The following is a 20,832-nucleotide window of genomic DNA, read 5'->3' as shown; positions in this document are numbered from 1 at the left end:
TTTTTCTGTTTTTACCTGGCTGTACTGAGCATGTACTATGTATTTATAGTACTTTTACCATAATATTATGGTATTAAACCATAGTAATATGGTAGAAATACCATGATAGGTGCCTAGATATGAAAGAAAACACGTACAAGATCTGGACATACTTGCCAGAGAGATTGGCAACCCAATGTCAATTAACGAGATAAAAAACAAAACCAATCACTTCTACGGGTCTGCCGACTACAAGAACATCCATACATCGATACACGAAATGGCAGAATCTGAACTAATCCGAATTGAAAAAATAGGAAAATCTTCTATTGCAGTATTAAACTTTGACAACTCTCTTCTAATTGACAGTCTGGCACAAGTCGAACTGATAAAAAAAGTACGCTTTTTGGAAGGAAGAAAAGACTGGCAGATACTCGTTTTGCAGATAATCGGATACCTAAAAGACATGCCTGCAATAAGTTCGATCATAACTGTCAGGCCGGAAAAACATGCAAAACTAAATCGACTCGAATTGTTTATTTTGTTACGTGACACGCAAAGCTCACCTAGTAAAGACATTGAAAAGACAATGTATCTTTTACAACGGGTTCACAATATCCACATAGACTATCTGCTAATCAGCGAAGAAAGTTTTGAGAACTTTATACGGTACGATGACGCCAACCCGATAAAAGAAATAATGTATGACAAGATTGTGCTGTTCTCCCCCCAGGCATTTTGGCTCATGATAAAAAACATTCTGGACAAGGGAATGAAAATACAAGTAGATGAAAAACCCATTTCGCTTACAAAAATTTCAGATCAGGACATTGTGTTTAATCTGGCAAGATTTGGGTACAAAGAAATGGGAACCAAAGTTATTCAGAGCAGAGCTATTGGAATCGAATATGTTGTTACTGCTATCTTGGTAAAAAAAGACAACATTCGAAGACTGGAAGCAATACCGATAATTCTTGCAAAGAACAATGAAAAAGTCAACTACTCTCTCCTTGTCTTTCTTGCAAGCAAATTCAAAGTCATACAACAACTCTACAATATACTCAAAGTACTAAATGAACTCAAACCTACAAAAGAAGTCCAACAAATAATGAAGGAAATATCAAATGCCATGGTTCAAAAAGTAAAGACAGACCAGAATGCAATTGAATTGAGTCTAAAAGACATGGAAAAGAAGATGAGGCTCTACAATGTCATTGAATAAGAGGCAGCTGCTGGACTTTCTTGAGGAGCTGGACAAGGAACTGGAGCGCAAGATAACAGTAGTTGCAGTAGGCGGCACTGCGATGACTCTTCACAACGCAAAGGCCTCCACAATAGACGTTGACTTTACCATCACTGCAGAAGACTTTGGCGAGTTTCACCGTGTTCTTGACCTGGTCCCACACGGGTTCAAAGTAGATACGTGGAACAACGGAATGGTCTTCAGCCAGGACCTGCCAGAGGACTATCTTGAAAAAAGCAAGCCGGTCAGAACAAAGATGAAAAACATGAAACTCAGGACACTGGATCCGCTTGACATCATCATTACAAAGATCGGCAGACTAAACGAAAGGGACAAGGAAGATATTGCAACGTGCATAAGATAGTTCAAGATAACAAAGGCGCAGATAAAGAAAAGAGCAAAGCAGGTAATCTATGTCGGCAGAGAAGAAAACTATGAAATTAATCTAAATCATGTAATGAAGAATTTTTTTGGATAACTCAAATTAATGAATTATTTGCATAATCAATTCCTTTCTTAGAGATGGGAGGAGGCCCAATAGGGCACTTCCAATCAATACTATGTCTTTTACAATTTCTATTCCTGTTTTCATTCTATCTATTTTTATGCTATTTTTATTACATTTACAATTTCTATTTTCTTGTATTTTTTCATATTTGTCTCCATTTGTTTTATTTTTTCATTAATTATTTTCTCAATTTTTTTTATTTCATTTTTATCACATTTACATTTTTTATTTACCATTTTTATTTTTTCATTCTTTTTTATTTCATTTTTATTTTCTTTGTTTTCAATTTTCACAGTTTTGCTTTCATCTCGATACGCGACACTAAAAAAAATCAAATCTGATTTGAAATATTTTGTTACTGTTGTTTTTAGAAGTCATATTTGTCATTAGGATCCCTTATAATATTATATTATTTAACATGCATGTAAACATCAAAACGGATCCTACCACTGCATATATTGCAATCATCTCTGTTTTTTATGCTTGTGCAATTTATTATTCTTTTTAGTGTTTTAGATCATATCAAAATATTTAAAAATGTGTTTTTGTTCACCCCTCATTAACAATGCCTATCTAGTATGATGTGATTATTTTCATACTATATATGTTAATAAAAAATAGTAAAAAATTAAAACGTGTTGATATGCAGATAGTAACCATACTTTTTCAATTATTACATGAAAATGGTCCACTGCGAAAAACACCTCTCATGGAAAAGGCGAATTTAAGTTATTCACGCCTAATTTTATATCTAGAATTGCTTATGACACTTGATCTGATACATATCACAGAAAATACTGTTTCACTCACAGAATCTGGTTTAGTCTTTATGCATAATTACCTAAAATAATTTTATAAGATGTTCATATTGTATTATTTAACTATTATGAATTACTGTAATTCATGTTGTTTAATTACTTTCTATTTATTGAAATAATCATGACAAGAAAAATGTCAAACAATAAAAAAACATCAACTATTGTTGTCATGTCTATAATGGCAATAATTGTTACAGGTGTGTCTGTTGTACCCACTATGGCTCAACAAAATGCAATAGCGGTAATCAACTGTCCTACTGTTCCTGGAACAGAACAATGTCATGGAACAAGTGGCGCTGATACAATTGTTGGATCTGCAAATAGAGACATTATCATTGGTTATGATGGCAATGATACAATAACTGGCAATGGTGGAAATGATAACATCTACGGTTATAATGGCGCAGATAACATTGATGGTGGAGCTGATAATGACAATCTTTATCATGGTTCTTCATCTTCAGGCGCTGACGGTTCTGCAGACACCTTAACTGGTGGCAGTGGAACCGATTCATGTCGCAGAAATACATCTGATGGCGACAGTGCTACCTGTGAAACTCTAATTAATTGGTAGTTCCTACCAATCTTTTTATTTTTTATAATTTTTTACAATTATTTTTTACTATTCTGTTGTTTTACATTTGTTTTGTACGTTGTCTATTTTTAATTTTATTGCATAACATTGGACATTATTACGATAAAATTATTTACTAGTCTTTCCTATTTAGATAATGCATAAAACCAAGATCCATTTTTTATCTCGATATAAAATAATTATTTTTAGTTTTATTGTAGTGTTTTGTATCTTGCTTCTATTCGTTAATTTCCATAATCCTTTCTATGTAATTACAAGTGGTAGTATGTTGCCTACATTAAAACAAGGAGATGTAGTCTTTGTAGTTCCTGTTTCATATAATAGTCTGAAAATTGGTGATGTAATTGCTTTTAAGAAATTTTTTGTTGATTCTGATCATATCTTTATACATAGGATAATTGAAATAGACGATGCAAAATTAATTAAAACTAAAGGAGATTATGGCATATCCTCAATTCCAGATATAGATTATCCTATTACTAAGAGCGATTATGTTGGAAAAGTCTTGTTTGTTTTTTACTCTCTTGGCTCGTGGCCAAAATTATTAGATCCGCCTGTAAATTACATCATTATTTTCATGGTTATAATTTCAAGTGTAGTTTTTTTAAAACAACGCCAATTTCTATAATATTTTCATTTTTTAATAATTCTTTTTCGTGAATATTTTTATATGATCGTTTAAATTATGACATATTAGAGAAATTTTGATTCTATTTATTTTTCTCTTTCAAGTCTTATCTATGAATTTTTTATAATCTGCATATATCTTATTTTGTAAAGTCTTGATTAATCCAATACTGAATTCTATAATATTTGCTATTATATTCAAATAATGGATGCCCTTTAAAAATTTCTTTTCCATCAATCCATTCTTTATATTTTATTAGTTCTGATTCCGATAGACCTGTCATTCTATCAAGATTGTCCTCTGATCCTGCATCCACTTGATGAATTAATTTTTCAATTATTGGAACATTGTCCAGATCTTCATCTGTAATTTTGACAACATCTGTCTCGAGTATGTTGAATTCATCAAGATATAGTTTTATTTCTTCATCCGAAAATGGAGTGATTATGATTCCTTTTGTATCTAAATAATATGTCTCATTATACAAAACTACCACTCCGATTAAGATTAGTACTGTGAATGAAATACCGATAATTTTTAAAATATTTGACTTCATTTTTTTATAATTGATAATTACATTACCAAGTCATGTATTTGTAATTTTCTATTTGTCAATATGCATGTTATCGTTTGAACTATCTGATGCTTAATTATGCCAAACTAGGTGTTTCTATTGCAAATGTACAATCTCAATGTGACTGTGCATTTATCGATGAAACAGGTGTTAGGACAACTACAAGATGGGATTATCTAAAATAACCATTTGGAGAAAAAGAAAATACAAAAATAAATCATATTTTATGGCTTTATGCTATCAAGACATGTTGTAGTTTCTAAAAATGGCATGACCATCACATTATCAGAATTGTATCTAACTCCTGATTTCATTACAAGTGCACTGCACTGTGCAGACTTGTATACTCTATCATCACTAAAATTCATAGACATGCTAAGCATCAAAATATTTTGAGTTTCTTTATTTGTAGCAGATGCGCTAAATTGTGCATCATATTTTGTCATTGAAAAATCAATGGTATTATCTGGAAATCTTTTATCAAATAGATTATACTCTGCTGACTGAAGAAATTTTTCCTTTATTGAATTCTCATCTGGCGTAAATACAAAGTACTGAGAATAGCTATTGATAGAGTTTGGCAATATGCCAAATACTATTGTAAATCCAACTAAAACTATTCCTGCAATTATGCCTGCTTTTACGTATCTTTCTGTGGTCAATTTTATGTCTATGGAATTCGTTTTAGATCTGACTCATAAACTATCCTGATCTTTTGTTCTGATTTAACTAAATACTATACACTGTCTGAAGTATTGGACTTTGGTCAATAACGTTTTGTGTAAACTGGACATTTACTGTAACCTTGTTGTTTTTGATGTCAATTTCCACATTGTCAAACAATGACTTGTATTTGTCAGTCTTGCGTCCGCTTGCAGATATCTCGTGTCCATCTTTTATCAAGAGTCCGTCTTCGATTAGTGAATTGACTTTTCTGTATCCTGATGTCTGCGGAATCTGTAATTTTTCTAGCATTTCTAAAATTGTCCATGACTCGCCAATTGACGCATTTAGTATCTTTGATGCCTCATCATCACTGTATGCTTTTAGGATTGACTGATTAATTGATTGATCATATATGGTAAATCTCTTTTGTGTCTGGTCTTTTTTTGATTTAATGCTGCACAGACTTTCAAGGAATTTTCTTTCTAGTCCCTCAGCTCCTGCTCCAAAAAATTCCCTCAATACAGAATCTAGTTTTTCAAACTCTTCCATGGACTGGGTTATGGATATGCCATATCTCTCAAATAATCTATCCTGTATCTTGTGAACCGTATTTTCACCAAGATTTTTCAGCATTGTTTTTTCAAGTGACTTTGCCAACAGTTGGGTAACGCCAGTCATGATATTCATTAGTTCATACTTTCATATTAATATTTTTTGGTTTAATCAGGTTACCATATCAGACAGTCTGCGAATGTGGCTGGTATCATTTCTGATTGCCAGATTGATGGCTTTGCGCATCTCATCAGCATACTTGTCAAATTGCTTTTTGCTTTTTTTGATTATTTCACACTTTTCCACGATAGGTAGTTCTTTGAAGTTCTTGTATTGTTCATAGTTAACTGTACATGAATATACCGTATCTTCTCCATTGAACTTGTATTGAATTTTAAATTGTGCTTGGTCTTTATCGCTTGTGCAGAGTTTTGATATGGTTTGTCTTATTTCCTGTATCTCAAAGGGTTTGCTAATGACTGTCACGTTTAATGATTCAAGAAATAATGACTCTTTAGCAGTAGAGTCTGCTGTAACTGCAACTATTTTGGCATCTGGATTCATGTTTTTGATTTTTTCAATTGCATAAAATCCGTCATATTTTGGCATGGACAAATCAGTAAAAACAATATCCGGATGATGCTTTTTGTACATAATTACTGCCTGATTACCATCATTTGCAGTGGCAAGAACTTCTATTTCTATAATACATAGCATATCGCAAAATACGTTAACAGTGTCTTGATCATCATCCACCACAATACAACTTGTCATGTTGATATGTTGTTTTGATCTTTATGGTATAATAACTTATAATATATTCATACTTTTTATGAAAATAATCGATGGCTTCTAGAATAAAATGCCCTCATTGTGAGAAATCACTTGCAGGAAATGGCAATCTGAAAAGACACATACGAACAGTTCACAAATCGATCAAATCAGAATAAAAAGCAAATATCGTTATTTTAGTCCATTTTCTAGAATCTCATTTATGATTCTTGAAAATCTGACAGAGGATGCAGATTTTCGCAGTTTTTTTGCCTGCACATTTTGTAATCTCTTTATAATATCACTGTTTAGCATTATGGTTATTCTTTCTGCCATTGTAAATTATACTGATATCTACTATCTTGAATAATGCAAACATCATCAATAAGTGCATAATTGCAACCTTTACAATCCTTAATGTCTTTGCAGATGCATGATCTGTTTCAGATTCTCTAACGTCGGAGCGTTACGGTTTTACTCAAATTTGAGACAATTGTATCTGAACAAAATAGTGTTTAATAACGTGATGTCGCAATAACTTTAAGTATTATTTTACGATGTTAGGATTACTTGAGCGATATAATTAATCTGAGAAAAAATGTTAATAATCTAACTCATGATGAATTAAAAAAACTTCGTTTAGCTTACAAAAAAGCAATGAGATTAATGGATAATCGTGGGTATGCGTATTTTGCGGGATTTCACGGCATACCAAACTTTTGGTGTTGGCATGGACCACAAGCAAAGGATGGATGGCCCGGCGTCAGGTTGTTTCTACCATGGCATAGAGCATATCTGTATAGATTTGAAAAAGCACTACAAGACTTGGAGCCAGGAGTTGTTTTGCCGTGGTGGGATTGGCGCTCTGCTAACTCAGAACAAAATAAAATACCAAATGCGTTCTCAGAAACAGATGTAGATGGGGAACCAAATTCATTGTACAACTACCATATGAGATTTCCAGAACATAATATCGATAGGGAAACAAGACGTTTTCCAGGAAAATCATTACGGTCATCAGATTCATTACCGCACCCAGATGATATAGAAGAAATTTTAGACATTCCTGATAATCACTTTGATGAATTCAGTGATTCCTTAGAAGACATACACGGATTTATTCATGTGTGGACGGGAGGACAAACAAGGCAGGAAGGTAAGATAGTGTCAGGGGATATGTCTGATATTGCAACTGCTGCGTTTGATCCTATCTTTTGGTCTCACCATTGCATGATTGATAGATTGTGGTGGGAATGGCAAAAAAAGAACGGGATTGATGAAATCCCAGATCATTATAGAGAAATGTCTTTGGAGCCATTTGGAATGACTGTCGATGAGACATTGGATATTTTCAATTTGGGATATGATTATGCTGGAACTGAGACAACTGTGAATGGTAATTGGAGTAGAGAATCAAATGGCTAGAAGCGAGATACATGCTAAAATTTTTAGGACTGATATTGCAGTTTCATTAAAAGACTCAAAGAATATCACAAGAGCTACACTGGAATTTCATGGGATAAATCATGCTGGTCCGTCGTATGAGGCAAGAGTATTTTTAAACAACAAAAATGCAAACGAAAAAACAAAAAAATCTGAGAGTACTGGCTATGTTGGTTCTTTTTACATATTTGGTCATGGAGGACGATGCTATGGCGGACCTGGGCATTGCAAAATACCCCAAAAAGATTCCGATGATCCATATGACATTAGAAGGTCAAACCCACTCACACCCACATTTCGATACATTACAATCACAAGGCAATTACAAAAATTAGTAAAGAAAACAAACAAGATTGCACTGACCGTTGTTCCAATACCTAAAAGCTATAATGAAATGGCTGATTTTGAAAATCTTCTCCAATTTGAAAAACTTTCATTGATTACATATGATAAATGAGTTATGATATGAACACCGAACTAAAAAATCTAAGAAAAAAAATATTTGATTCAAATATCCCAATTTCAGCAAAAGGAAATCTTAGATTACTAACGTGGAACATTAGAAATTTCAATAACAACAAAGAAGATAAGGCAATATTGTACATTTCAGAGATTTGCAAGAATTTTGATATTATTGCAATACAAGAAGTAAAGGACTCCCTTGGTGGATTAGAAAAACTACAAAAACAGCTAGGTAAGAAATACCGTTTCTTGTTTTCTGACGCATCTGGAAATAGTGAAAGATTAGTGTTCGTATATGATTCGTCCAAAGTACAGTTTACTGGACTTGCTGCAGAAGTAGTAATGTCTCCTGGCTCTGGAAGAGAAACTGTAACGCCTGAATTGGAGTTTGATCGTACGCCATACATGGCATCATTTAGAAGTAATGGCTGCAATTTCATCATAGTCACAGTCCATATTTACTATGGCTCAGGGTCTGCCGTACAATATAGACTAGAAGAGATACGGAACATTGCAAAATATTTGAAAAAAAGTTCATCTGATACTGATAAGCTTGATTCTGATTACATTGTTTGTGGGGATTTTAACATTGAAGATGTATATACAGAAATGAAAAAAACTAGCAGCAAATCAAAAAATATCTTAAAAAGTCTCTTTGATGCATTACAGTCACAGGGCTTGATAATAGAGCAAGACATACAAGATAGCCCAAGCAACCTAAGCAAAACAAAGCACTTTGATCAGATTGGATATCACAAATATCCTGATTCTACAATAAAATTTGTCAAAGGTGGTGTGATTGATTTTATGGGCGCTGTTTACATAAATGATCCAAAAATAAAATTCAAACTTACTGATCACTTGCCAATGTGGGCTGTGTTTTCCACATCGCCGGACAAAAATCCAAAATACATCAATCCATAGTGACGTGACTTCAAACTATTATGACCTTGCATTAAGATGGGCTCCAATAGATTATCAGTACATACGTTTGAACAAAAACCCTCAATCTTATGAAACAAAAAAAGACTTGCTATGTGCAGTGAATCTTGACTGCTATCCTAATTCTACCTCTGAAGAATGCTGGAACACTGAAAATATTAGAGAACGACTAAGAAAAACACTCATTGAGAATTTGACCCCTGTGTGCTACTATGCCGTTTCTGAAACCGATTCTCATTATTTTATCTTGTACTCATTTTATCATGCTGATGATGATACTCATCCAAATGACATGGAAGGATGTATGATTATTTTAGAAAAAATTGAAAATGGTGAATTACTACTTGGAATGATCACAATAGCACATCTTGATTTTTGGAAATACTCGTATGATAATAACCTGTTAAAATCATCTGGAGAACAATTTTCCCCTGATGAATATTTGGAGACTGACGATGATGTAGATGGTGAACACCCATTGATTCAACAAGAAGAAGGAAAACATGGACTCTATGCCCTTGGAACACACATCAATATTGGAACCAAAATAGTACGATGGTTTCTTGCAGTTCTAAACAAATCCCCCGATGTTATCGTATACTATCCTGGAAAAAAAGCAACTATGTATTCTGCTAAACGCTTGAAAAAAGGGAAAAAAACTCCATATGATCCGTCATTTTATTATGAACTTGTGGACATCTTTGACTCAGAACAGGGATTGTGGGAGAGATGGAAGAAAAGACCAAACAATACTTTTGATAAGGATGGAAAACTTCACGGAGGATCTGCAAATCCACCATGGCTGTGGAAACCTGGATTGAGTCATTCATCTGATGATGCTCTGGGAATGTTATGGACAAATCCTGCGTCGTTAGTTAAAGACTTGTTTAGACCTGGAATAGGAAGAAAAGAATTTAGTCAAAGATACATTACAACATGGCCTTCAGTATGATGATTGACATTTAATCTACCGCATTTCTGAAGAATATTGATGTATTGTATCTCTTGAAAAAATTTACAACTCAATTAATACATTTTAAATTAGATAAAAACCGATTACAGAATCCTGCAGATTATGCCAAAAATGCTATTTTGTACTAATACTAAGAAAAGATAAATCCAACGTCAAATGATACATTTTTGCTTTTAATGAGTAAGGAAGACAAAAAGAGAGAAGACTTACATTTTCTTTACGATAAACTATTTCAGCTTCTAATACATGAAGGTCGTTTTATATCTGAGCGAACTAATGTGTTTCTTATTTTTAATGGAATCTTGTTTGCTGCGTTCTCTATTTTGAAAACCCAAGTAATCACCCAGACTCTATGGACTTCTTTTGGAAGTCTTGTTATTGCTATTGTTGGTTTCATATTTACTATTTTTTTCCTTTTTATCATTGGACAAAATGTTTACAGCGCTAATCATTGGAGAAAAATGATTACAAACATAGAAGACAATGATGATTTTTGGTATCCTAATTCTAAAGAAGAATATATAAAAAATAATTTAGATATTTTTAATGCAAGAAGTAGAGGAATTGGAGAAGGAGAGAAAAATCTTGCAACTCATCCTTTCTTTGGAGTTCCAATAAATAGTAAATTTGTAACTAAATGGTTTTCACCAAATATCGTGTTGGGAATCTATCTGCCGATTTTGCTTGGATTTCTATGGATTGTTTCTATTATTTGGGCACTAGTAGACATTATTCATTAAAACACTGTATGAACATAACTGATTATCTATGTGTCATGAATTGTGTCGTTTATAGAATGCATACGTAATATTTTATATATGAACATATGAAAAAGTAGTAATGTATGAAAATATTACTCATATTATGTTGAAGGAGTTTAAATATGATATCTCGTGAATTAGCCGCAAAAACTAGAAAAACTGCCACTGAAAGAATAACTTTAAGGTTAGAAAAAAAAACTAGATGAACTAAAAACACAAGCAGAAGAGCATGACTTGCCAATCAATGCATTAATCAACAAAATTCTAATCAAAAATACATTCAATGAACAAAGACTCAATATTCTTCCAAGTATTTCTATGTCACATATGATGTTTGAAAAAATAATAACTGAAATTGATGATGAAGCATTAAAAAAAATGGCAAGTGTTGGTCAGTCAGTTACAACAAATATGTTTTCCTAGATCAAATAATGAACTAGAAGTTTCTTTATGTATCGAATAGATTGTTTGAATGTTATTTAAAAACATGATTTGATTTTGGATACAGTATGTTTTAAAATCATCACATCCAAATTATGTCTCATTTTACCTGTTTCTGTGAAATCAAGCAATCTAATTTTAGATTATACAAAAAATGGTTAATTTGTTTATTCTTAAAATATCTCATTTTAATACTGTTTTTTTCTAAACTGAGAATTTTTGTGACATTTCTAAGGCTCTGTCTATATGCCCTGCACCATATACGGTGCGAGCAATCTGAACCCAAATTTGGAATCTTATTCAATATCTGCCTTTTCTCCGTTTTGGTCTTCATTGTTATTCATTTGAAATATTTTATCAGATGAATTTCATATCATCTGTAGATTTTGTGCGTCTGAAAATTTCTACTAAAATTCAAATTTTTACAATATTTCACTCAAGTTTGGATAAATTATTCAATACCATTAAATAGTTCAAAACAAAATTCACTGCATGAGCAAACCGGAATTACTGTGTCAAAACAGACTTTTGCCATACGTATTCATTTATCTGTACCAATATCATAATAATTACTGTATATCCAGAACAAAGACTGCCTTTGACATAGCATCGTAGTATGATGGCTTAGGTGAATTACACATGACTGAATACCATATTGAAAAAAGTCTGTTTGACGAAAAGTTCCGTGAAGAATGCGTCAAGATGTTAGATTCTGCAAGGCATGACGTCTACATAATTGCAGGAGAACTCGGTTCTTTGAAGTTTGATGATGTAAGAAACGCCACTGAAGATGCCGCAAGACGCGGAGTTAAGGTGCATGCTTATGCAACAGGACGCACTCCGAAAACATTTCAGAATTACTGCGTTTCCAGAGGATACGAACTTTACATAGGAAAGAGAGGACTTGATACCCACTACCTCTTGGTAGATGACAAGAATATGGTGATATCTATTAACAAGGATCCAGACAACATTACAGCTGTAGGCACACGTGAAGCAGACGTAAAATATGGAGACCACAAGAAAGCCAAAGAAATCATTAATGTTTTTTCCGATCTTGTATCAGAACCAACCACCAGAAAGATTACCGAATTTGACAAGATGCAAGATCCTTTCTACAAACTACTTGTGTCTTAAGTCCGGTGATGTAGAAGATTGGATGCTATCATTGGTAGATCACCAATTGTAAATGCTGATGTTCTAATACGATTATTAAAAAGAGAGGATACCAAAGAACTAAAACAAAAACTTAGATCCTACTTGACTGAACCACTAAATGCATTTCTGAGCGAATCCTGCATCATTACTGACCAGATACTTAACGAGGTTACCGTTGAGGCCAAACATCACGGAATTTCCCGCGAATCAATAATAACTACGCTGTATCCTCCGTATTCTAGCTATTTTCACATCGTATATGTTGATTCTGAATGCATCAAGCGTTCAGTAGATTCCATAAAAGAATATCCTGACTATGATCTTAGCCTGTCTGAATGGAGCACAATCTGGTTCATGTCCAAAAATAACTGTACTACCTTGATATCTGGAAATTCTGATTTTGACCGAGTTTTTTCAAATGCTCAATTACAAAGTCAATTTGCGTCAATTAAAAGAGTCTAGGCATTTACCGCTGCCCGGCCTTCGCTTCATTCTCCTTCCCGGTCTTCGACCCGCTCCTGCATTATGGTAGCCCGTCGCTGGAAAGGAGATGGTCTCGGCCCAGATTAACCCACAGGAGGGATTTGAAATGAACAAACCGATTTACACTGGCTTGATACAGTCAGCAGAAAAAGACCCCAAGAAGAGGAAGGTTATCGGAAGGATAGCCTTGTGGGAAACGAAAGAGGACGAAAGTCCTCTCTCCCAGACGGGAGGTGAGTGAGATGTACCTGCTCAACGGAAGCCAAGGAAAAATTCTCCGCTCGATGATGTCCTGCGGTCTGAACGAATACGAGTCCAAAGTCTGCTTCACCCTGCTGGTGACGGGCAGGTCGAAGGCTGTGGACGCGTCGCGCAGAAGCGGTGTGCCCCAGAGCAAGATATACTTCGTCTTGGAATCTCTGGAAGACAGAGGTCTCGTGAAAGTAGACGGAACGCCGAAGTGGTACACTCCGACAGACTTCTCAAAGTTCCTGAGACGCGCCATAAGGTCTAAGGAGTCCGAGATTGCGTCGATTAGAAAGTTCGGCGGCGAAGTCGAGAAACTCGTTGCGACGATGAGACCGCTCGCAGTGTCGTACAGAAGATACAGGATATTCGAGCCGAAGTACAGGAGGCGGTGAGTTTTCAGTTGGTTTTTTTATTTTTTGTTTGTTTTGTAATTGTTTCAGAATTACGTTCTTGAATTATTTTACTTGCCATGTTGATTGTTTTTCCAATTCTCTCTGAAAATAATTCATTAATTCTATCTTTAAGTTCTATACGTGTTGCAGGGTCTTGTCTTATTTTTATTAATTTTTGTTTTTCCATTTCTTTTAAATATTTCATTAGTGTGTATCTGCTATGTTTTATTATTATTTGTAATGTGGTGAATTCAATAAATAGTGTTTCTCCTGATTTCTTTTTGTCAATATACCATAACCATAATGCATCAAAAATTTCATAAACTGTATGTGGAGTAGGTTCTTCAAGTTCAAACATTTTATCAATATCTGATGGAGACAATGGAGTTAATGCGTTTGGATTAATCTCCATAGGAATTATTTGCCGAAGTCTAGTCTGAAGTTCTGCGGTTCTTTTCTCCAAATACTTGGTTCTAGCATCTTCAGACAATGATGAAATCAGTTTCTTATCGGAATAACTGTCAAGTTCTATCAAACGATTCGATAGATATTGGTTTTTTTCTAATAATGGTAAATATGAGACCAATTGCTGTTCAATTTCAGAATAATGGTTGTTTTTCTCAGTAACATATGATAGTGATTCAAGTACTTTCTGTGAATTGATTTTTTCTGGATTATCTATTGGACCTAGATAGATCTTCTTATTTCTTCCAGGGTAGAAATATGCATAATTTTGTTTGCCTTTTTTTGTAATTTCTATACTCATCTAATCCCTTCTTTAGGTAACTGTTACGTAAGGTTAAATATGATGGGGTAACTGTTACCTAATATTTAATAGATGGGGTAACTGTTACCTAAGTATGATTCAAAAAGTTGAACCAAAATCAGGCACAAAATCACCCAAGGTAGTTGGTTATTTTTGGACTGCTAAAGGTTTCGTGGAGGTAACTTCATCTTGAGCGGATACAAAACCATCTTCTCAATTGAGGGAAGCCACCAAGATGACGTAGTAAACGGCATAAAGAAGGCAGGATACAACCTTGCCTCTCTTAACAATCCTGTGAGTCTGGATGCAATACGAGACATCATCGGAACTCTGAGCACTTCTTTCAGAAATCAACTTTCTACAGGACGTGCAGAATTAATTCCACGAGGAAGCGCGGTCTTCTCAAAGGACGGTGATTCAATTAACGTCATCGACTTTGACGTGCAGGCAAGACAAAGAGAGTACAGCGACCCGGTGATAATCGTCATAGAACAAATTCCTGGCAGAACTAGCAACATCATCAAAGAAATTTTAGAGGACGTTGTAAAAATCGACATCATAAAGAATTCCCTGTTGTCCCTTGACAGCAGACAGTTCAGAACTTCAGTCAACGATCTTGCAAGAATAAACTGCGAAGATCCACGGGAAACGTACAACAGATGTGTTACGTCATTAGTTCGTTCTTGTGTCAGTGGAATCAAAACAATCGACATCGACCCATTCGAACTCACAACAAAATCTCCAAGACAAGCAACAAAACAAACTGTACAAACCAAAAAACAAAAGGTGACTGCTGTATAATGGGCAGCATCGCCACTATTTTTTTCATTTGCGTGTTTACGTTACTTGTAGGATGCGCTGTATTGTATGACTTTACTTTTTGGTTGCTGATTGCATTTGCAGGAGCACTTGTCTTCATACTGTCATTGTCATTTACAAGCGACGACTCTAGACCTAGAGAAAGCACTTGGAGTAGCCCAATAGACACACGACAAGATCCTTCTAGATTTGAAAGAAATCTTCGTGGAAGAATCGAAGACGAATACTATGACGCGGAGGATTTTAGATGAACTTTGAAATTTCTGAGAGATGACATCAGAAGAAATTGGATAAAAAAAGAACAGATGGTTGTTGACAATGAGTAAAGACGAAGGCCGTATTCTTATGGGAGAACGATGGTTTGTTGCTCCAAAGAAAGAACTTGGCGGAACTGAAATGTTTCAGACAGAGGGAGGAAATTTCAACAACCGCTACCAGGTTTTTTGTGATGTATGCGGAATAAAAGTAGACCCGGACAAGATCACGATATGCCAAGAACAACAGCACAAAACCTGTTCTGAGTGCTTTGTCCGATTCGAACAAAAGAACATCTGCGTAGACTGCCTCAAAGAGAAGGTTCCGCTCTCAAAGCAGCAGTTTAAGATTCTAGTTTCTGTGTTTTCAGGAATATGTTGGACACATGGGCTTCACTCTGTCACCCACATGCCAAAATTTGCCATTGAAAGGACGATATCTGAACTGGCCGAACTAGGCTACGTCCAAAAGAAGCGCATTCTATGGATGGAGATTACCGATGTAGGCCTTGACGTTCTAACTGCATACAGGACAGTATATCCAAGGGACAGAGATGTTGCAAATCTCAATTGGGAGTTGAGACGACGTGAGTGAAATTGATTCAGAGTATTTTGACGAGATTAAAGACAAGATCTCAGTGCTTCCTGACATCGACAAGAATTCAATAGAGTCGCTTTTGGAGTCGATGCTCTATTCAAACGATGAACAAAACGAGATAACAAAAAACTGGATTTCAGATTTAGTCGAAATAAAATACAAAGCTCATGTTCTCAAATCAAAAAATCCCGTGATGAAGTTTCCAAGCAAGGAAGATTCTGAACAAGAAAAATTCATTGAAATTGGAAACGTGATGTCTGGCGACGTTGAAATGCACAACTTCTTTTTATCGCGAGTCAATCTCTCAGAAAACATTCAGGTAGTCGGAAGAGCCGGAACGGGAAAGTCAACTCTGATTTTAAAATTCATTTACGAAATTACAACTGGGGATATTTTTTGGATATGCTTTGACGTAAAAGACGATTACAAAAATCTCTGTGCAATGTACGATGACACATATGTCATAGATTGGAATCAAATTCGTTATGCTCCTTTTACAAACCCTCCTCCCGGCATGCCAAAAGAACTATGGTGGAAAATATTTCTTGACATAATCTCTCACGCGACAGGCCTTTACACTGCAACTCCCAACCACATAGTAGAGCACCTCAAAGAACTCGACGAAGAGAAGAACGGAAATTTCACACTGCAAGACGTAATTGATCTTTTGGATTCAAAGTACGAAAGCTCAAACAAGAGAGACGACTACTCTGCAACAGCAAGAAACAGACTAAAGGCAATCAATACAACGTTTGACAAAGTTTTCAACTGTCAGTTTGGATGGGACATCTCAAAATTGTTTCATGGCAGGGTGATCATCAGAACATTTCCATTGTTGTTTGAGGACTCGAGCATTCTGATTCAGACAATTCTGATGTGGGAGTTTTACCGTAGACTGTTTTCTCAGGAGAGGTTCAATCGGAAGTTTACCTACGATAAAAGCATGAACGACTACTTTACAATGATTATTCTAGATGAGGCGCACCATGTCATGTCAAGGCAGGAATTATCTTCAGTATCTATTGAAAAGTCAGCCCCGCCGATGAGCACCTTTGTGAGCATGGGCCGTGAATTTGGGCTTTCAATTTTGGGTGCAACCCAGATGAGCCACCTGTTGCTTGGCGCTTTCAAGGACAACGCAGGTACTATGATAATTGGAAACATCCCGGATTTTGAACAACGTCAGCACTTGGGGTCATCGCTTGGAATGGACAGAGATGAATCAAAAGTCCTTGGTAAGTTGCAAAAAGGAATGTGGTGCTGCAAAGTTCTTGGAAGGACTGACTCGTTTATTCTAAAAACTCCCATGATGGACAAAGGAGGATTGGTAGCAGAGTCTGAAATTCTTTTCAGATCAAGACCGTTTGTTGACAGACTGGAATCAAAGCGCAGAGAGATAGAATCCAGAATGTTTCTTGCACACATCGACAACAAGAAAGCAAAGACGCCGGAAGTCGGCCAAGACGCATGGCTTGTACTGAACCACTTGCTTGAACATCCTTGGGACTTTCAAAAGAGAGTCGCAACGTCTTTGAATCTTTCACCTGAGAGAATGAAGATTGCAAAATCACAGCTAAAGTCAAGAGGTCTGGTAGAGTTTGCAAGATTCAAAATAGAAAGAGAGGAACTTCATTTCATTTTGACAAGAAAAGCATTGTTGCTTTTGAAAAGCCTTGGAAAAAATCCGTCACGAATTGCATTCTGGAATTTGTTCAACCAGATACCGTCATACGAACACAGATACTTGCAGTTCTTGGTGTACATCGGACTGAAAGACTTGGGGTACGTTGCAAGAAGCGAGTTTAAGATATCTGACAACAGACGAGTCGATGTATATGCAGAAGGAGAAAAAAGAATTGCCGTAGAGATAGAAAAGTCTACTTCTGACGTAGAGTCAAAAGCGTCTGTACTTGCAGACGGCTTGGTCGATGAACTTGTCTTGCTGTACACTGACGAAGATCATCTTGAAAAAATAAAATCAAAGATTGGTTCGTTGGATTTGCCTGCGAATAAAATTTGGCTTGGGATGGCTAGGGATTATGTGAAAATTCTAAGAGAGATGAAAAGAGGGAGCACAGTAAGTGGCTCAGAATCAAGCAGAATCGACCAAAATCAAGACAACTTCGTGCCTGACAACAATTCAGATCAGAATCAAGACAGAAACGAGGGAGAATAGGCTAGTTGTCCTACAAGCGCAAGAAATTCATCGGTGCCCCAATCAAGAGGGGAGGATATTTTCCTGTCAAGGACTACATGGAGCATTACAGGGTGCTTCCTCAACCCGAAGACGAGTACCACAAAAAACTAAGACATGAAATTGAAAAAAGCGAAAACAGCCTTTCTCCTTTCAAAGATGCAGAGCCGCACTACAGGACCAACTTTGCACCTGACAACTTTTCAAGACAGAACATGGATGACTTTCAAGACGCTTTGTTCAAACGCGTCATGGATGAGCTGAGCGAAAGAAAGGACATGTCTTCTGAAGTCTATCAAAGTGCAAAAGACGTCACAGATGCAATTGAACAAAACCAAGAGATGGGAGTTATAGAGTTTACAGAAAAAATGCTTGGGATGGATGATGACATTCTGCAAATCAACAAAGACCTTGACAGACTTGACAACGAGATATCAAAAGAACTGCTAGAGACCCAAGGATTTCTCAGAGACATTTCAGAAGTGGTTCCGGATGCAATGCATCACAGAAAACTGAATGATTCGGAGGTCAACATCTAAGTTTGATCAAAAGTGAAATAGGAGTTTCGCGTAACATTTCCGATGAAGTCGCCGAGAGGCTGACCGATATGGGAAACAAAAAACTACTGATAACGAACGACACTGCCAAACAACAAAAGAAGATTTCCAAATATGCGCGTCTATTGATGAATACAAACATCAGAAGATGGCATGACAACATTGCTCGTGGAAGTCCTATAACCGCAGAGGTTAAAATCAGACGATTATCAAGATTCTGTGAAATTATTGGAAAGTCTCCAATGGAAATTGCAGAACTTGGAATGAACGACCTGAGAACAATGACTAACATCTTGGAAGATTCAGTAACTTGGTTAGAAGAACAAAATTACTCTCCTGGTTACATCGAAGATATTCTAAAGGCTGTAAAATCTTGGCTTAGGAGTTTTGACGTCGAAATAAAAAGAAAAATCAAAGTGAAAAATCCTGACTACACACCTACACTGCAAAACGAACGAGTTCCAAATGCTGAGGAGATGTCTGAGATTGATTGTAAATCTAATCTGCGCACATCTGTAATGATTTCACTGATGGCAAAATCTGGACTACGTCCAGAAGTCATAGGAAATCATGATGGCACCGAAGGACTGCGAATTAAGGATCTACCTGACATCGTAATTCATCAGGGCACTGTAAAATGCATTGACACTCCTAACAGAATAATTGTGAGACGTGAACTCTCAAAAACAAGACATCAATACTTTACATTCTCGACATCGCTGGCAACAAAGAAGATCATTGCATATCTAAATGACCGACTTGAATGTGGAGAGTCACTTAACGGTGATTCCCCTGTTGTTGCTCCTGACTACATATACAAAACAAACAGAGGAAAAAACAACAATAAACCATTTCTGCCGACAAGACAGATAAGCAGAGAGATACGAAATACACTACGTCCAAAATTCAAATGGAGGCCGTACAATCTAAGATGTTACTTTGATACCCAGTTACTTATTTCGGAATCTCGCGGAAAAATTGCTGGAGACTTTCGGTCTTTTTTCATGGGCCACAAAGCTACAATCGAACAGCGCTACACAACCAACAAGGGAATTCTTCCTGAAATTATGATGAAGGAGATGCGCGATGCGTTTTCTCGTTCAGAAGAACTTCTTGATCTAGAGTTGCAAAAAGAAAATCCAGTTCTAAAACAAAAAGAGGCACTGAAAGATACAATTCAAAATGCTACTCCTGAAGAACTTGGTCAAGTACTAGAGGTGTTTCAGAGACTGAACATCGGTAAAACAAACCAGTTCAAAAAGTAGTGACAAGCGAAGAGGTAGAGGAATTTCTTTCAAGTGGATGGACATTCGTTGGAACACTGCCAAACGGCAAAGTTGTTTTGGAGAATCATCAGAAAGGGGTCTGAACTCACAGTGGAAGTGGACCGGGAGGGATTTGAACCCTCGACCTTTGCGGGATTTCTCCATACGCAGTGTGAGTGCGTCATCCTAACCACTAGACAACCGGTCCAATGAAATTACAAGACAAGCGTCTTTTTTGCCTTTAGGTTTTGTATATTATGATAACCTTGACCTTTTCTAGTAAAATTCCAAAAGTCAAACATGTCTTTACATGAATTTGATGCTCTAATTGAGAGAATGCAACTAGCATTTGAGTATGCTGCTAATTTGGGACAATACACAGAAGCTGCCAAAGTACTCTATCAAATGAATGACCAACTACCTGATGACTTGCAACTATCCCTTGAGGAATTGGAAAACGAAAATGCTGTTAGACCATTTATCTCTGAATATCAATACAAGATAAGATCAGCAATTGTTGAATATAGGCAAAGATTGATGAATTTCTAACTCACTTTTTGACGCCGAGATTTCTGTTCTTTAGTCTCAAGTATGGATTTCTACATTTTCTGCATCTGCTAGCATTGATGTCATTTCTACAACCACAGTTAAAGCAAATCTTCATCACCAAACGTGCAGCTTGTGCAATACGTTTTTTCTCTGGGTCTGTTATAGGCATATAATTTTCTCCTTAATCTCTCT

Annotated in this window: 32 protein-coding genes and 1 tRNA gene; 23 read left to right on the top strand and 10 right to left on the bottom strand. The window is 35.9% G+C overall.

Annotated elements, in window-relative coordinates; genetic code table 11:
• The first annotated feature begins 109 nt into the window (after window positions 1–109).
• Window positions 110–1,201, top strand: a complete 1,092-nt coding sequence (locus DSQ20_RS07240) for a hypothetical protein (RefSeq protein WP_179365128.1) — start codon at window positions 110–112, stop codon at window positions 1,199–1,201.
• Entirely contained in the window at window positions 1,188–1,586 is a 399-nt protein-coding gene (locus tag DSQ20_RS07235; RefSeq protein WP_179365127.1) for a DUF6036 family nucleotidyltransferase, read from the top strand. The genes DSQ20_RS07240 and DSQ20_RS07235 overlap by 14 nt, the downstream gene beginning before the upstream one ends.
• Before the next feature lie 239 nt (window positions 1,587–1,825).
• Here DSQ20_RS07235 and DSQ20_RS07230 read toward each other — a convergent pair whose 3' ends face one another.
• A complete protein-coding gene (locus DSQ20_RS07230) occupies window positions 1,826–2,023 on the bottom strand; it encodes a hypothetical protein (protein ID WP_179365126.1) in 198 nt (65 codons plus the stop codon).
• A gap of 311 nt (window positions 2,024–2,334) precedes the next feature.
• Here DSQ20_RS07230 and DSQ20_RS11020 point away from each other — a divergent pair, with 311 nt between their 5' ends.
• The 3 genes from DSQ20_RS11020 to DSQ20_RS07215 all read left to right on the top strand — a co-directional run bounded on the left by DSQ20_RS11020 (window position 2,335) and on the right by DSQ20_RS07215 (window position 3,771).
• Window positions 2,335–2,580, top strand: coding sequence for a winged helix-turn-helix domain-containing protein (locus DSQ20_RS11020; RefSeq protein WP_179365125.1), 246 nt, complete (start codon window positions 2,335–2,337; stop codon window positions 2,578–2,580).
• Between the two features lie 89 nt (window positions 2,581–2,669).
• The gene (locus tag DSQ20_RS07220; protein WP_179365124.1) at window positions 2,670–3,122 is read left to right on the top strand and encodes a hypothetical protein; all 453 of its coding nucleotides are present in this window, start codon (window positions 2,670–2,672) and stop codon (window positions 3,120–3,122) included.
• Window positions 3,123–3,279: 157 nt separating this feature from the next.
• A complete protein-coding gene (locus DSQ20_RS07215) occupies window positions 3,280–3,771 on the top strand; it encodes a signal peptidase I (protein ID WP_255458187.1) in 492 nt (163 codons plus the stop codon).
• 139 nt (window positions 3,772–3,910) lie between these two features.
• Here the strand turns inward: DSQ20_RS07215 and DSQ20_RS07210 are convergent, their stop codons facing one another.
• The 4 genes from DSQ20_RS07210 to DSQ20_RS07195 all read right to left on the bottom strand — a co-directional run bounded on the left by DSQ20_RS07210 (window position 3,911) and on the right by DSQ20_RS07195 (window position 6,337).
• Entirely contained in the window at window positions 3,911–4,327 is a 417-nt protein-coding gene (locus DSQ20_RS07210; protein WP_179365122.1) for a hypothetical protein, read from the bottom strand.
• Between the two features lie 242 nt (window positions 4,328–4,569).
• The gene (locus tag DSQ20_RS07205) at window positions 4,570–5,007 is read right to left on the bottom strand and encodes a hypothetical protein (protein ID WP_179365121.1); all 438 of its coding nucleotides are present in this window, start codon (window positions 5,005–5,007) and stop codon (window positions 4,570–4,572) included.
• 67 nt (window positions 5,008–5,074) lie between these two features.
• Window positions 5,075–5,689 carry a transcriptional regulator gene (locus DSQ20_RS07200; protein WP_179365120.1) on the bottom strand — a complete coding sequence of 205 codons (615 nt, stop codon included), beginning with the start codon at window positions 5,687–5,689 and terminating at the stop codon, window positions 5,075–5,077.
• 45 nt (window positions 5,690–5,734) lie between these two features.
• Window positions 5,735–6,337, bottom strand: coding sequence for a response regulator (locus tag DSQ20_RS07195; RefSeq protein WP_179365119.1), 603 nt, complete (start codon window positions 6,335–6,337; stop codon window positions 5,735–5,737).
• A gap of 71 nt (window positions 6,338–6,408) precedes the next feature.
• Here DSQ20_RS07195 and DSQ20_RS07190 point away from each other — a divergent pair, with 71 nt between their 5' ends.
• A complete protein-coding gene (locus tag DSQ20_RS07190; RefSeq protein ID WP_179365118.1) occupies window positions 6,409–6,513 on the top strand; it encodes a C2H2-type zinc finger protein in 105 nt (34 codons plus the stop codon).
• 13 nt (window positions 6,514–6,526) lie between these two features.
• On the opposite strand, the gene DSQ20_RS07185 is transcribed toward DSQ20_RS07190, so the two are convergent.
• Complete coding sequence (locus DSQ20_RS07185) at window positions 6,527–6,670, bottom strand: hypothetical protein (RefSeq protein ID WP_179365117.1); 144 nt, start codon at window positions 6,668–6,670, stop codon at window positions 6,527–6,529.
• Window positions 6,671–6,904: 234 nt separating this feature from the next.
• Between DSQ20_RS07185 and DSQ20_RS07180 the strand changes: the two genes are divergently transcribed.
• Genes DSQ20_RS07180 through DSQ20_RS07165 form a run of 4 tightly spaced genes read left to right on the top strand, consistent with a single transcriptional unit; the run spans window position 6,905 to window position 10,133 of the window.
• Window positions 6,905–7,759, top strand: coding sequence for a tyrosinase family protein (locus tag DSQ20_RS07180; protein ID WP_179365116.1), 855 nt, complete (start codon window positions 6,905–6,907; stop codon window positions 7,757–7,759).
• Window positions 7,752–8,234: a hypothetical protein gene (locus tag DSQ20_RS07175; RefSeq protein WP_179365115.1), complete on the top strand. Its 483-nt coding sequence runs from the start codon at window positions 7,752–7,754 to the stop codon at window positions 8,232–8,234. Before DSQ20_RS07180 ends, DSQ20_RS07175 begins: the two co-directional genes overlap by 8 nt.
• Before the next feature lie 8 nt (window positions 8,235–8,242).
• On the top strand, window positions 8,243–9,163 hold the full coding sequence (locus tag DSQ20_RS07170) for an endonuclease/exonuclease/phosphatase family protein (RefSeq protein ID WP_179365114.1): 921 nt from the start codon (window positions 8,243–8,245) through the stop codon (window positions 9,161–9,163).
• Between the two features lie 4 nt (window positions 9,164–9,167).
• On the top strand, window positions 9,168–10,133 hold the full coding sequence (locus DSQ20_RS07165; RefSeq protein WP_179365113.1) for a hypothetical protein: 966 nt from the start codon (window positions 9,168–9,170) through the stop codon (window positions 10,131–10,133).
• Between the two features lie 253 nt (window positions 10,134–10,386).
• Here DSQ20_RS07165 and DSQ20_RS07160 read toward each other — a convergent pair whose 3' ends face one another.
• Window positions 10,387–10,551 carry a hypothetical protein gene (locus DSQ20_RS07160; protein WP_179365112.1) on the bottom strand — a complete coding sequence of 55 codons (165 nt, stop codon included), beginning with the start codon at window positions 10,549–10,551 and terminating at the stop codon, window positions 10,387–10,389.
• A 64-nt stretch (window positions 10,552–10,615) separates the two neighbouring features.
• On the opposite strand from DSQ20_RS07160, the gene DSQ20_RS07155 reads away from it, so the two are divergent.
• The 6 genes from DSQ20_RS07155 to DSQ20_RS07130 all read left to right on the top strand — a co-directional run bounded on the left by DSQ20_RS07155 (window position 10,616) and on the right by DSQ20_RS07130 (window position 13,638).
• Window positions 10,616–10,894 (top strand): hypothetical protein, encoded by a 279-nt coding sequence (locus DSQ20_RS07155; protein WP_179365111.1) that lies wholly within the window; start codon window positions 10,616–10,618, stop codon window positions 10,892–10,894.
• A gap of 255 nt (window positions 10,895–11,149) precedes the next feature.
• Complete coding sequence (locus tag DSQ20_RS07150; protein ID WP_179365110.1) at window positions 11,150–11,338, top strand: hypothetical protein; 189 nt, start codon at window positions 11,150–11,152, stop codon at window positions 11,336–11,338.
• 657 nt (window positions 11,339–11,995) lie between these two features.
• On the top strand, window positions 11,996–12,493 hold the full coding sequence (locus tag DSQ20_RS07145; RefSeq protein WP_179365109.1) for a hypothetical protein: 498 nt from the start codon (window positions 11,996–11,998) through the stop codon (window positions 12,491–12,493).
• 18 nt (window positions 12,494–12,511) lie between these two features.
• Window positions 12,512–12,976, top strand: a complete 465-nt coding sequence (locus DSQ20_RS07140) for a hypothetical protein (RefSeq protein ID WP_179365108.1) — start codon at window positions 12,512–12,514, stop codon at window positions 12,974–12,976.
• A gap of 88 nt (window positions 12,977–13,064) precedes the next feature.
• A complete protein-coding gene (locus DSQ20_RS07135; protein ID WP_179365107.1) occupies window positions 13,065–13,238 on the top strand; it encodes a hypothetical protein in 174 nt (57 codons plus the stop codon).
• A 1-nt stretch (window position 13,239) separates the two neighbouring features.
• Window positions 13,240–13,638, top strand: a complete 399-nt coding sequence (locus tag DSQ20_RS07130) for a TrmB family transcriptional regulator (RefSeq protein WP_179365106.1) — start codon at window positions 13,240–13,242, stop codon at window positions 13,636–13,638.
• A gap of 4 nt (window positions 13,639–13,642) precedes the next feature.
• Here DSQ20_RS07130 and DSQ20_RS07125 read toward each other — a convergent pair whose 3' ends face one another.
• Entirely contained in the window at window positions 13,643–14,404 is a 762-nt protein-coding gene (locus tag DSQ20_RS07125) for a hypothetical protein (protein WP_179365105.1), read from the bottom strand.
• Between the two features lie 189 nt (window positions 14,405–14,593).
• Between DSQ20_RS07125 and DSQ20_RS07120 the strand changes: the two genes are divergently transcribed.
• The 6 genes from DSQ20_RS07120 (at window position 14,594) to DSQ20_RS07095 (ending at window position 20,091) form a co-directional block, all read left to right on the top strand.
• On the top strand, window positions 14,594–15,205 hold the full coding sequence (locus DSQ20_RS07120) for a hypothetical protein (RefSeq protein ID WP_179365104.1): 612 nt from the start codon (window positions 14,594–14,596) through the stop codon (window positions 15,203–15,205).
• Window positions 15,205–15,474 (top strand): hypothetical protein, encoded by a 270-nt coding sequence (locus DSQ20_RS07115; protein ID WP_179365103.1) that lies wholly within the window; start codon window positions 15,205–15,207, stop codon window positions 15,472–15,474. Before DSQ20_RS07120 ends, DSQ20_RS07115 begins: the two co-directional genes overlap by 1 nt.
• A 67-nt stretch (window positions 15,475–15,541) precedes the next feature.
• Window positions 15,542–16,072, top strand: a complete 531-nt coding sequence (locus tag DSQ20_RS07110) for a hypothetical protein (RefSeq protein ID WP_179365102.1) — start codon at window positions 15,542–15,544, stop codon at window positions 16,070–16,072.
• Window positions 16,065–18,251 carry an ATP-binding protein gene (locus tag DSQ20_RS07105; protein WP_179365101.1) on the top strand — a complete coding sequence of 729 codons (2,187 nt, stop codon included), beginning with the start codon at window positions 16,065–16,067 and terminating at the stop codon, window positions 18,249–18,251. The genes DSQ20_RS07110 and DSQ20_RS07105 overlap by 8 nt, the downstream gene beginning before the upstream one ends.
• 5 nt (window positions 18,252–18,256) lie before the next feature.
• A complete protein-coding gene (locus tag DSQ20_RS07100) occupies window positions 18,257–18,808 on the top strand; it encodes a hypothetical protein (RefSeq protein WP_179365100.1) in 552 nt (183 codons plus the stop codon).
• 146 nt (window positions 18,809–18,954) lie between these two features.
• Entirely contained in the window at window positions 18,955–20,091 is a 1,137-nt protein-coding gene (locus tag DSQ20_RS07095) for a site-specific integrase (protein ID WP_179365099.1), read from the top strand.
• 118 nt (window positions 20,092–20,209) lie between these two features.
• On the opposite strand, the gene DSQ20_RS07090 is transcribed toward DSQ20_RS07095, so the two are convergent.
• Window positions 20,210–20,299, bottom strand: a tRNA-Val gene (locus tag DSQ20_RS07090).
• Window positions 20,300–20,391: 92 nt separating this feature from the next.
• Between DSQ20_RS07090 and DSQ20_RS07085 the strand changes: the two genes are divergently transcribed.
• Window positions 20,392–20,640, top strand: coding sequence for a hypothetical protein (locus DSQ20_RS07085; protein ID WP_179365098.1), 249 nt, complete (start codon window positions 20,392–20,394; stop codon window positions 20,638–20,640).
• Window position 20,641: 1 nt separating this feature from the next.
• Here the strand turns inward: DSQ20_RS07085 and DSQ20_RS07080 are convergent, their stop codons facing one another.
• Window positions 20,642–20,809: a 50S ribosomal protein L40e gene (locus DSQ20_RS07080; protein ID WP_179365097.1), complete on the bottom strand. Its 168-nt coding sequence runs from the start codon at window positions 20,807–20,809 to the stop codon at window positions 20,642–20,644.
• Window positions 20,810–20,832: the final 23 nt, after the last annotated feature.

It is taken from the genome of Nitrosarchaeum sp. AC2 (assembly GCF_013407385.1).
Lineage (GTDB): Archaea > Thermoproteota > Nitrososphaeria > Nitrososphaerales > Nitrosopumilaceae > Nitrosarchaeum > Nitrosarchaeum koreense.
Note: the sequence above shows the minus strand (reverse complement) of the source record. Positions and strands in the feature narration are given on the sequence as shown.

Coding starts and splice junctions, on each gene's coding strand:
- DSQ20_RS07220 (WP_179365124.1), top strand. CDS start 2,670: ATGACAAGAAAAATGTCAAACAATAAAAAAACATCAACTATTGTTGTC.
- DSQ20_RS07210 (WP_179365122.1), bottom strand. CDS start 4,327: ATGAAGTCAAATATTTTAAAAATTATCGGTATTTCATTCACAGTACTA.
- DSQ20_RS07160 (WP_179365112.1), bottom strand. CDS start 10,551: ATGAAACCAACAATAGCAATAACAAGACTTCCAAAAGAAGTCCATAGA.
- DSQ20_RS07170 (WP_179365114.1), top strand. CDS start 8,243: ATGAACACCGAACTAAAAAATCTAAGAAAAAAAATATTTGATTCAAAT.
- DSQ20_RS07145 (WP_179365109.1), top strand. CDS start 11,996: ATGACTGAATACCATATTGAAAAAAGTCTGTTTGACGAAAAGTTCCGT.
- DSQ20_RS07080 (WP_179365097.1), bottom strand. CDS start 20,809: ATGCCTATAACAGACCCAGAGAAAAAACGTATTGCACAAGCTGCACGT.
- DSQ20_RS07095 (WP_179365099.1), top strand. CDS start 18,955: ATGAATACAAACATCAGAAGATGGCATGACAACATTGCTCGTGGAAGT.
- DSQ20_RS07130 (WP_179365106.1), top strand. CDS start 13,240: ATGTACCTGCTCAACGGAAGCCAAGGAAAAATTCTCCGCTCGATGATG.
- DSQ20_RS07195 (WP_179365119.1), bottom strand. CDS start 6,337: ATGACAAGTTGTATTGTGGTGGATGATGATCAAGACACTGTTAACGTA.
- DSQ20_RS07085 (WP_179365098.1), top strand. CDS start 20,392: ATGTCTTTACATGAATTTGATGCTCTAATTGAGAGAATGCAACTAGCA.
- DSQ20_RS07185 (WP_179365117.1), bottom strand. CDS start 6,670: ATGGCAGAAAGAATAACCATAATGCTAAACAGTGATATTATAAAGAGA.
- DSQ20_RS07125 (WP_179365105.1), bottom strand. CDS start 14,404: ATGAGTATAGAAATTACAAAAAAAGGCAAACAAAATTATGCATATTTC.
- DSQ20_RS07135 (WP_179365107.1), top strand. CDS start 13,065: ATGGTCTCGGCCCAGATTAACCCACAGGAGGGATTTGAAATGAACAAA.
- DSQ20_RS07235 (WP_179365127.1), top strand. CDS start 1,188: ATGTCATTGAATAAGAGGCAGCTGCTGGACTTTCTTGAGGAGCTGGAC.
- DSQ20_RS07190 (WP_179365118.1), top strand. CDS start 6,409: ATGGCTTCTAGAATAAAATGCCCTCATTGTGAGAAATCACTTGCAGGA.
- DSQ20_RS07115 (WP_179365103.1), top strand. CDS start 15,205: ATGGGCAGCATCGCCACTATTTTTTTCATTTGCGTGTTTACGTTACTT.
- DSQ20_RS07175 (WP_179365115.1), top strand. CDS start 7,752: ATGGCTAGAAGCGAGATACATGCTAAAATTTTTAGGACTGATATTGCA.
- DSQ20_RS11020 (WP_179365125.1), top strand. CDS start 2,335: ATGTTAATAAAAAATAGTAAAAAATTAAAACGTGTTGATATGCAGATA.
- DSQ20_RS07200 (WP_179365120.1), bottom strand. CDS start 5,689: ATGACTGGCGTTACCCAACTGTTGGCAAAGTCACTTGAAAAAACAATG.
- DSQ20_RS07155 (WP_179365111.1), top strand. CDS start 10,616: ATGATTACAAACATAGAAGACAATGATGATTTTTGGTATCCTAATTCT.
- DSQ20_RS07215 (WP_255458187.1), top strand. CDS start 3,280: ATGCATAAAACCAAGATCCATTTTTTATCTCGATATAAAATAATTATT.
- DSQ20_RS07110 (WP_179365102.1), top strand. CDS start 15,542: ATGAGTAAAGACGAAGGCCGTATTCTTATGGGAGAACGATGGTTTGTT.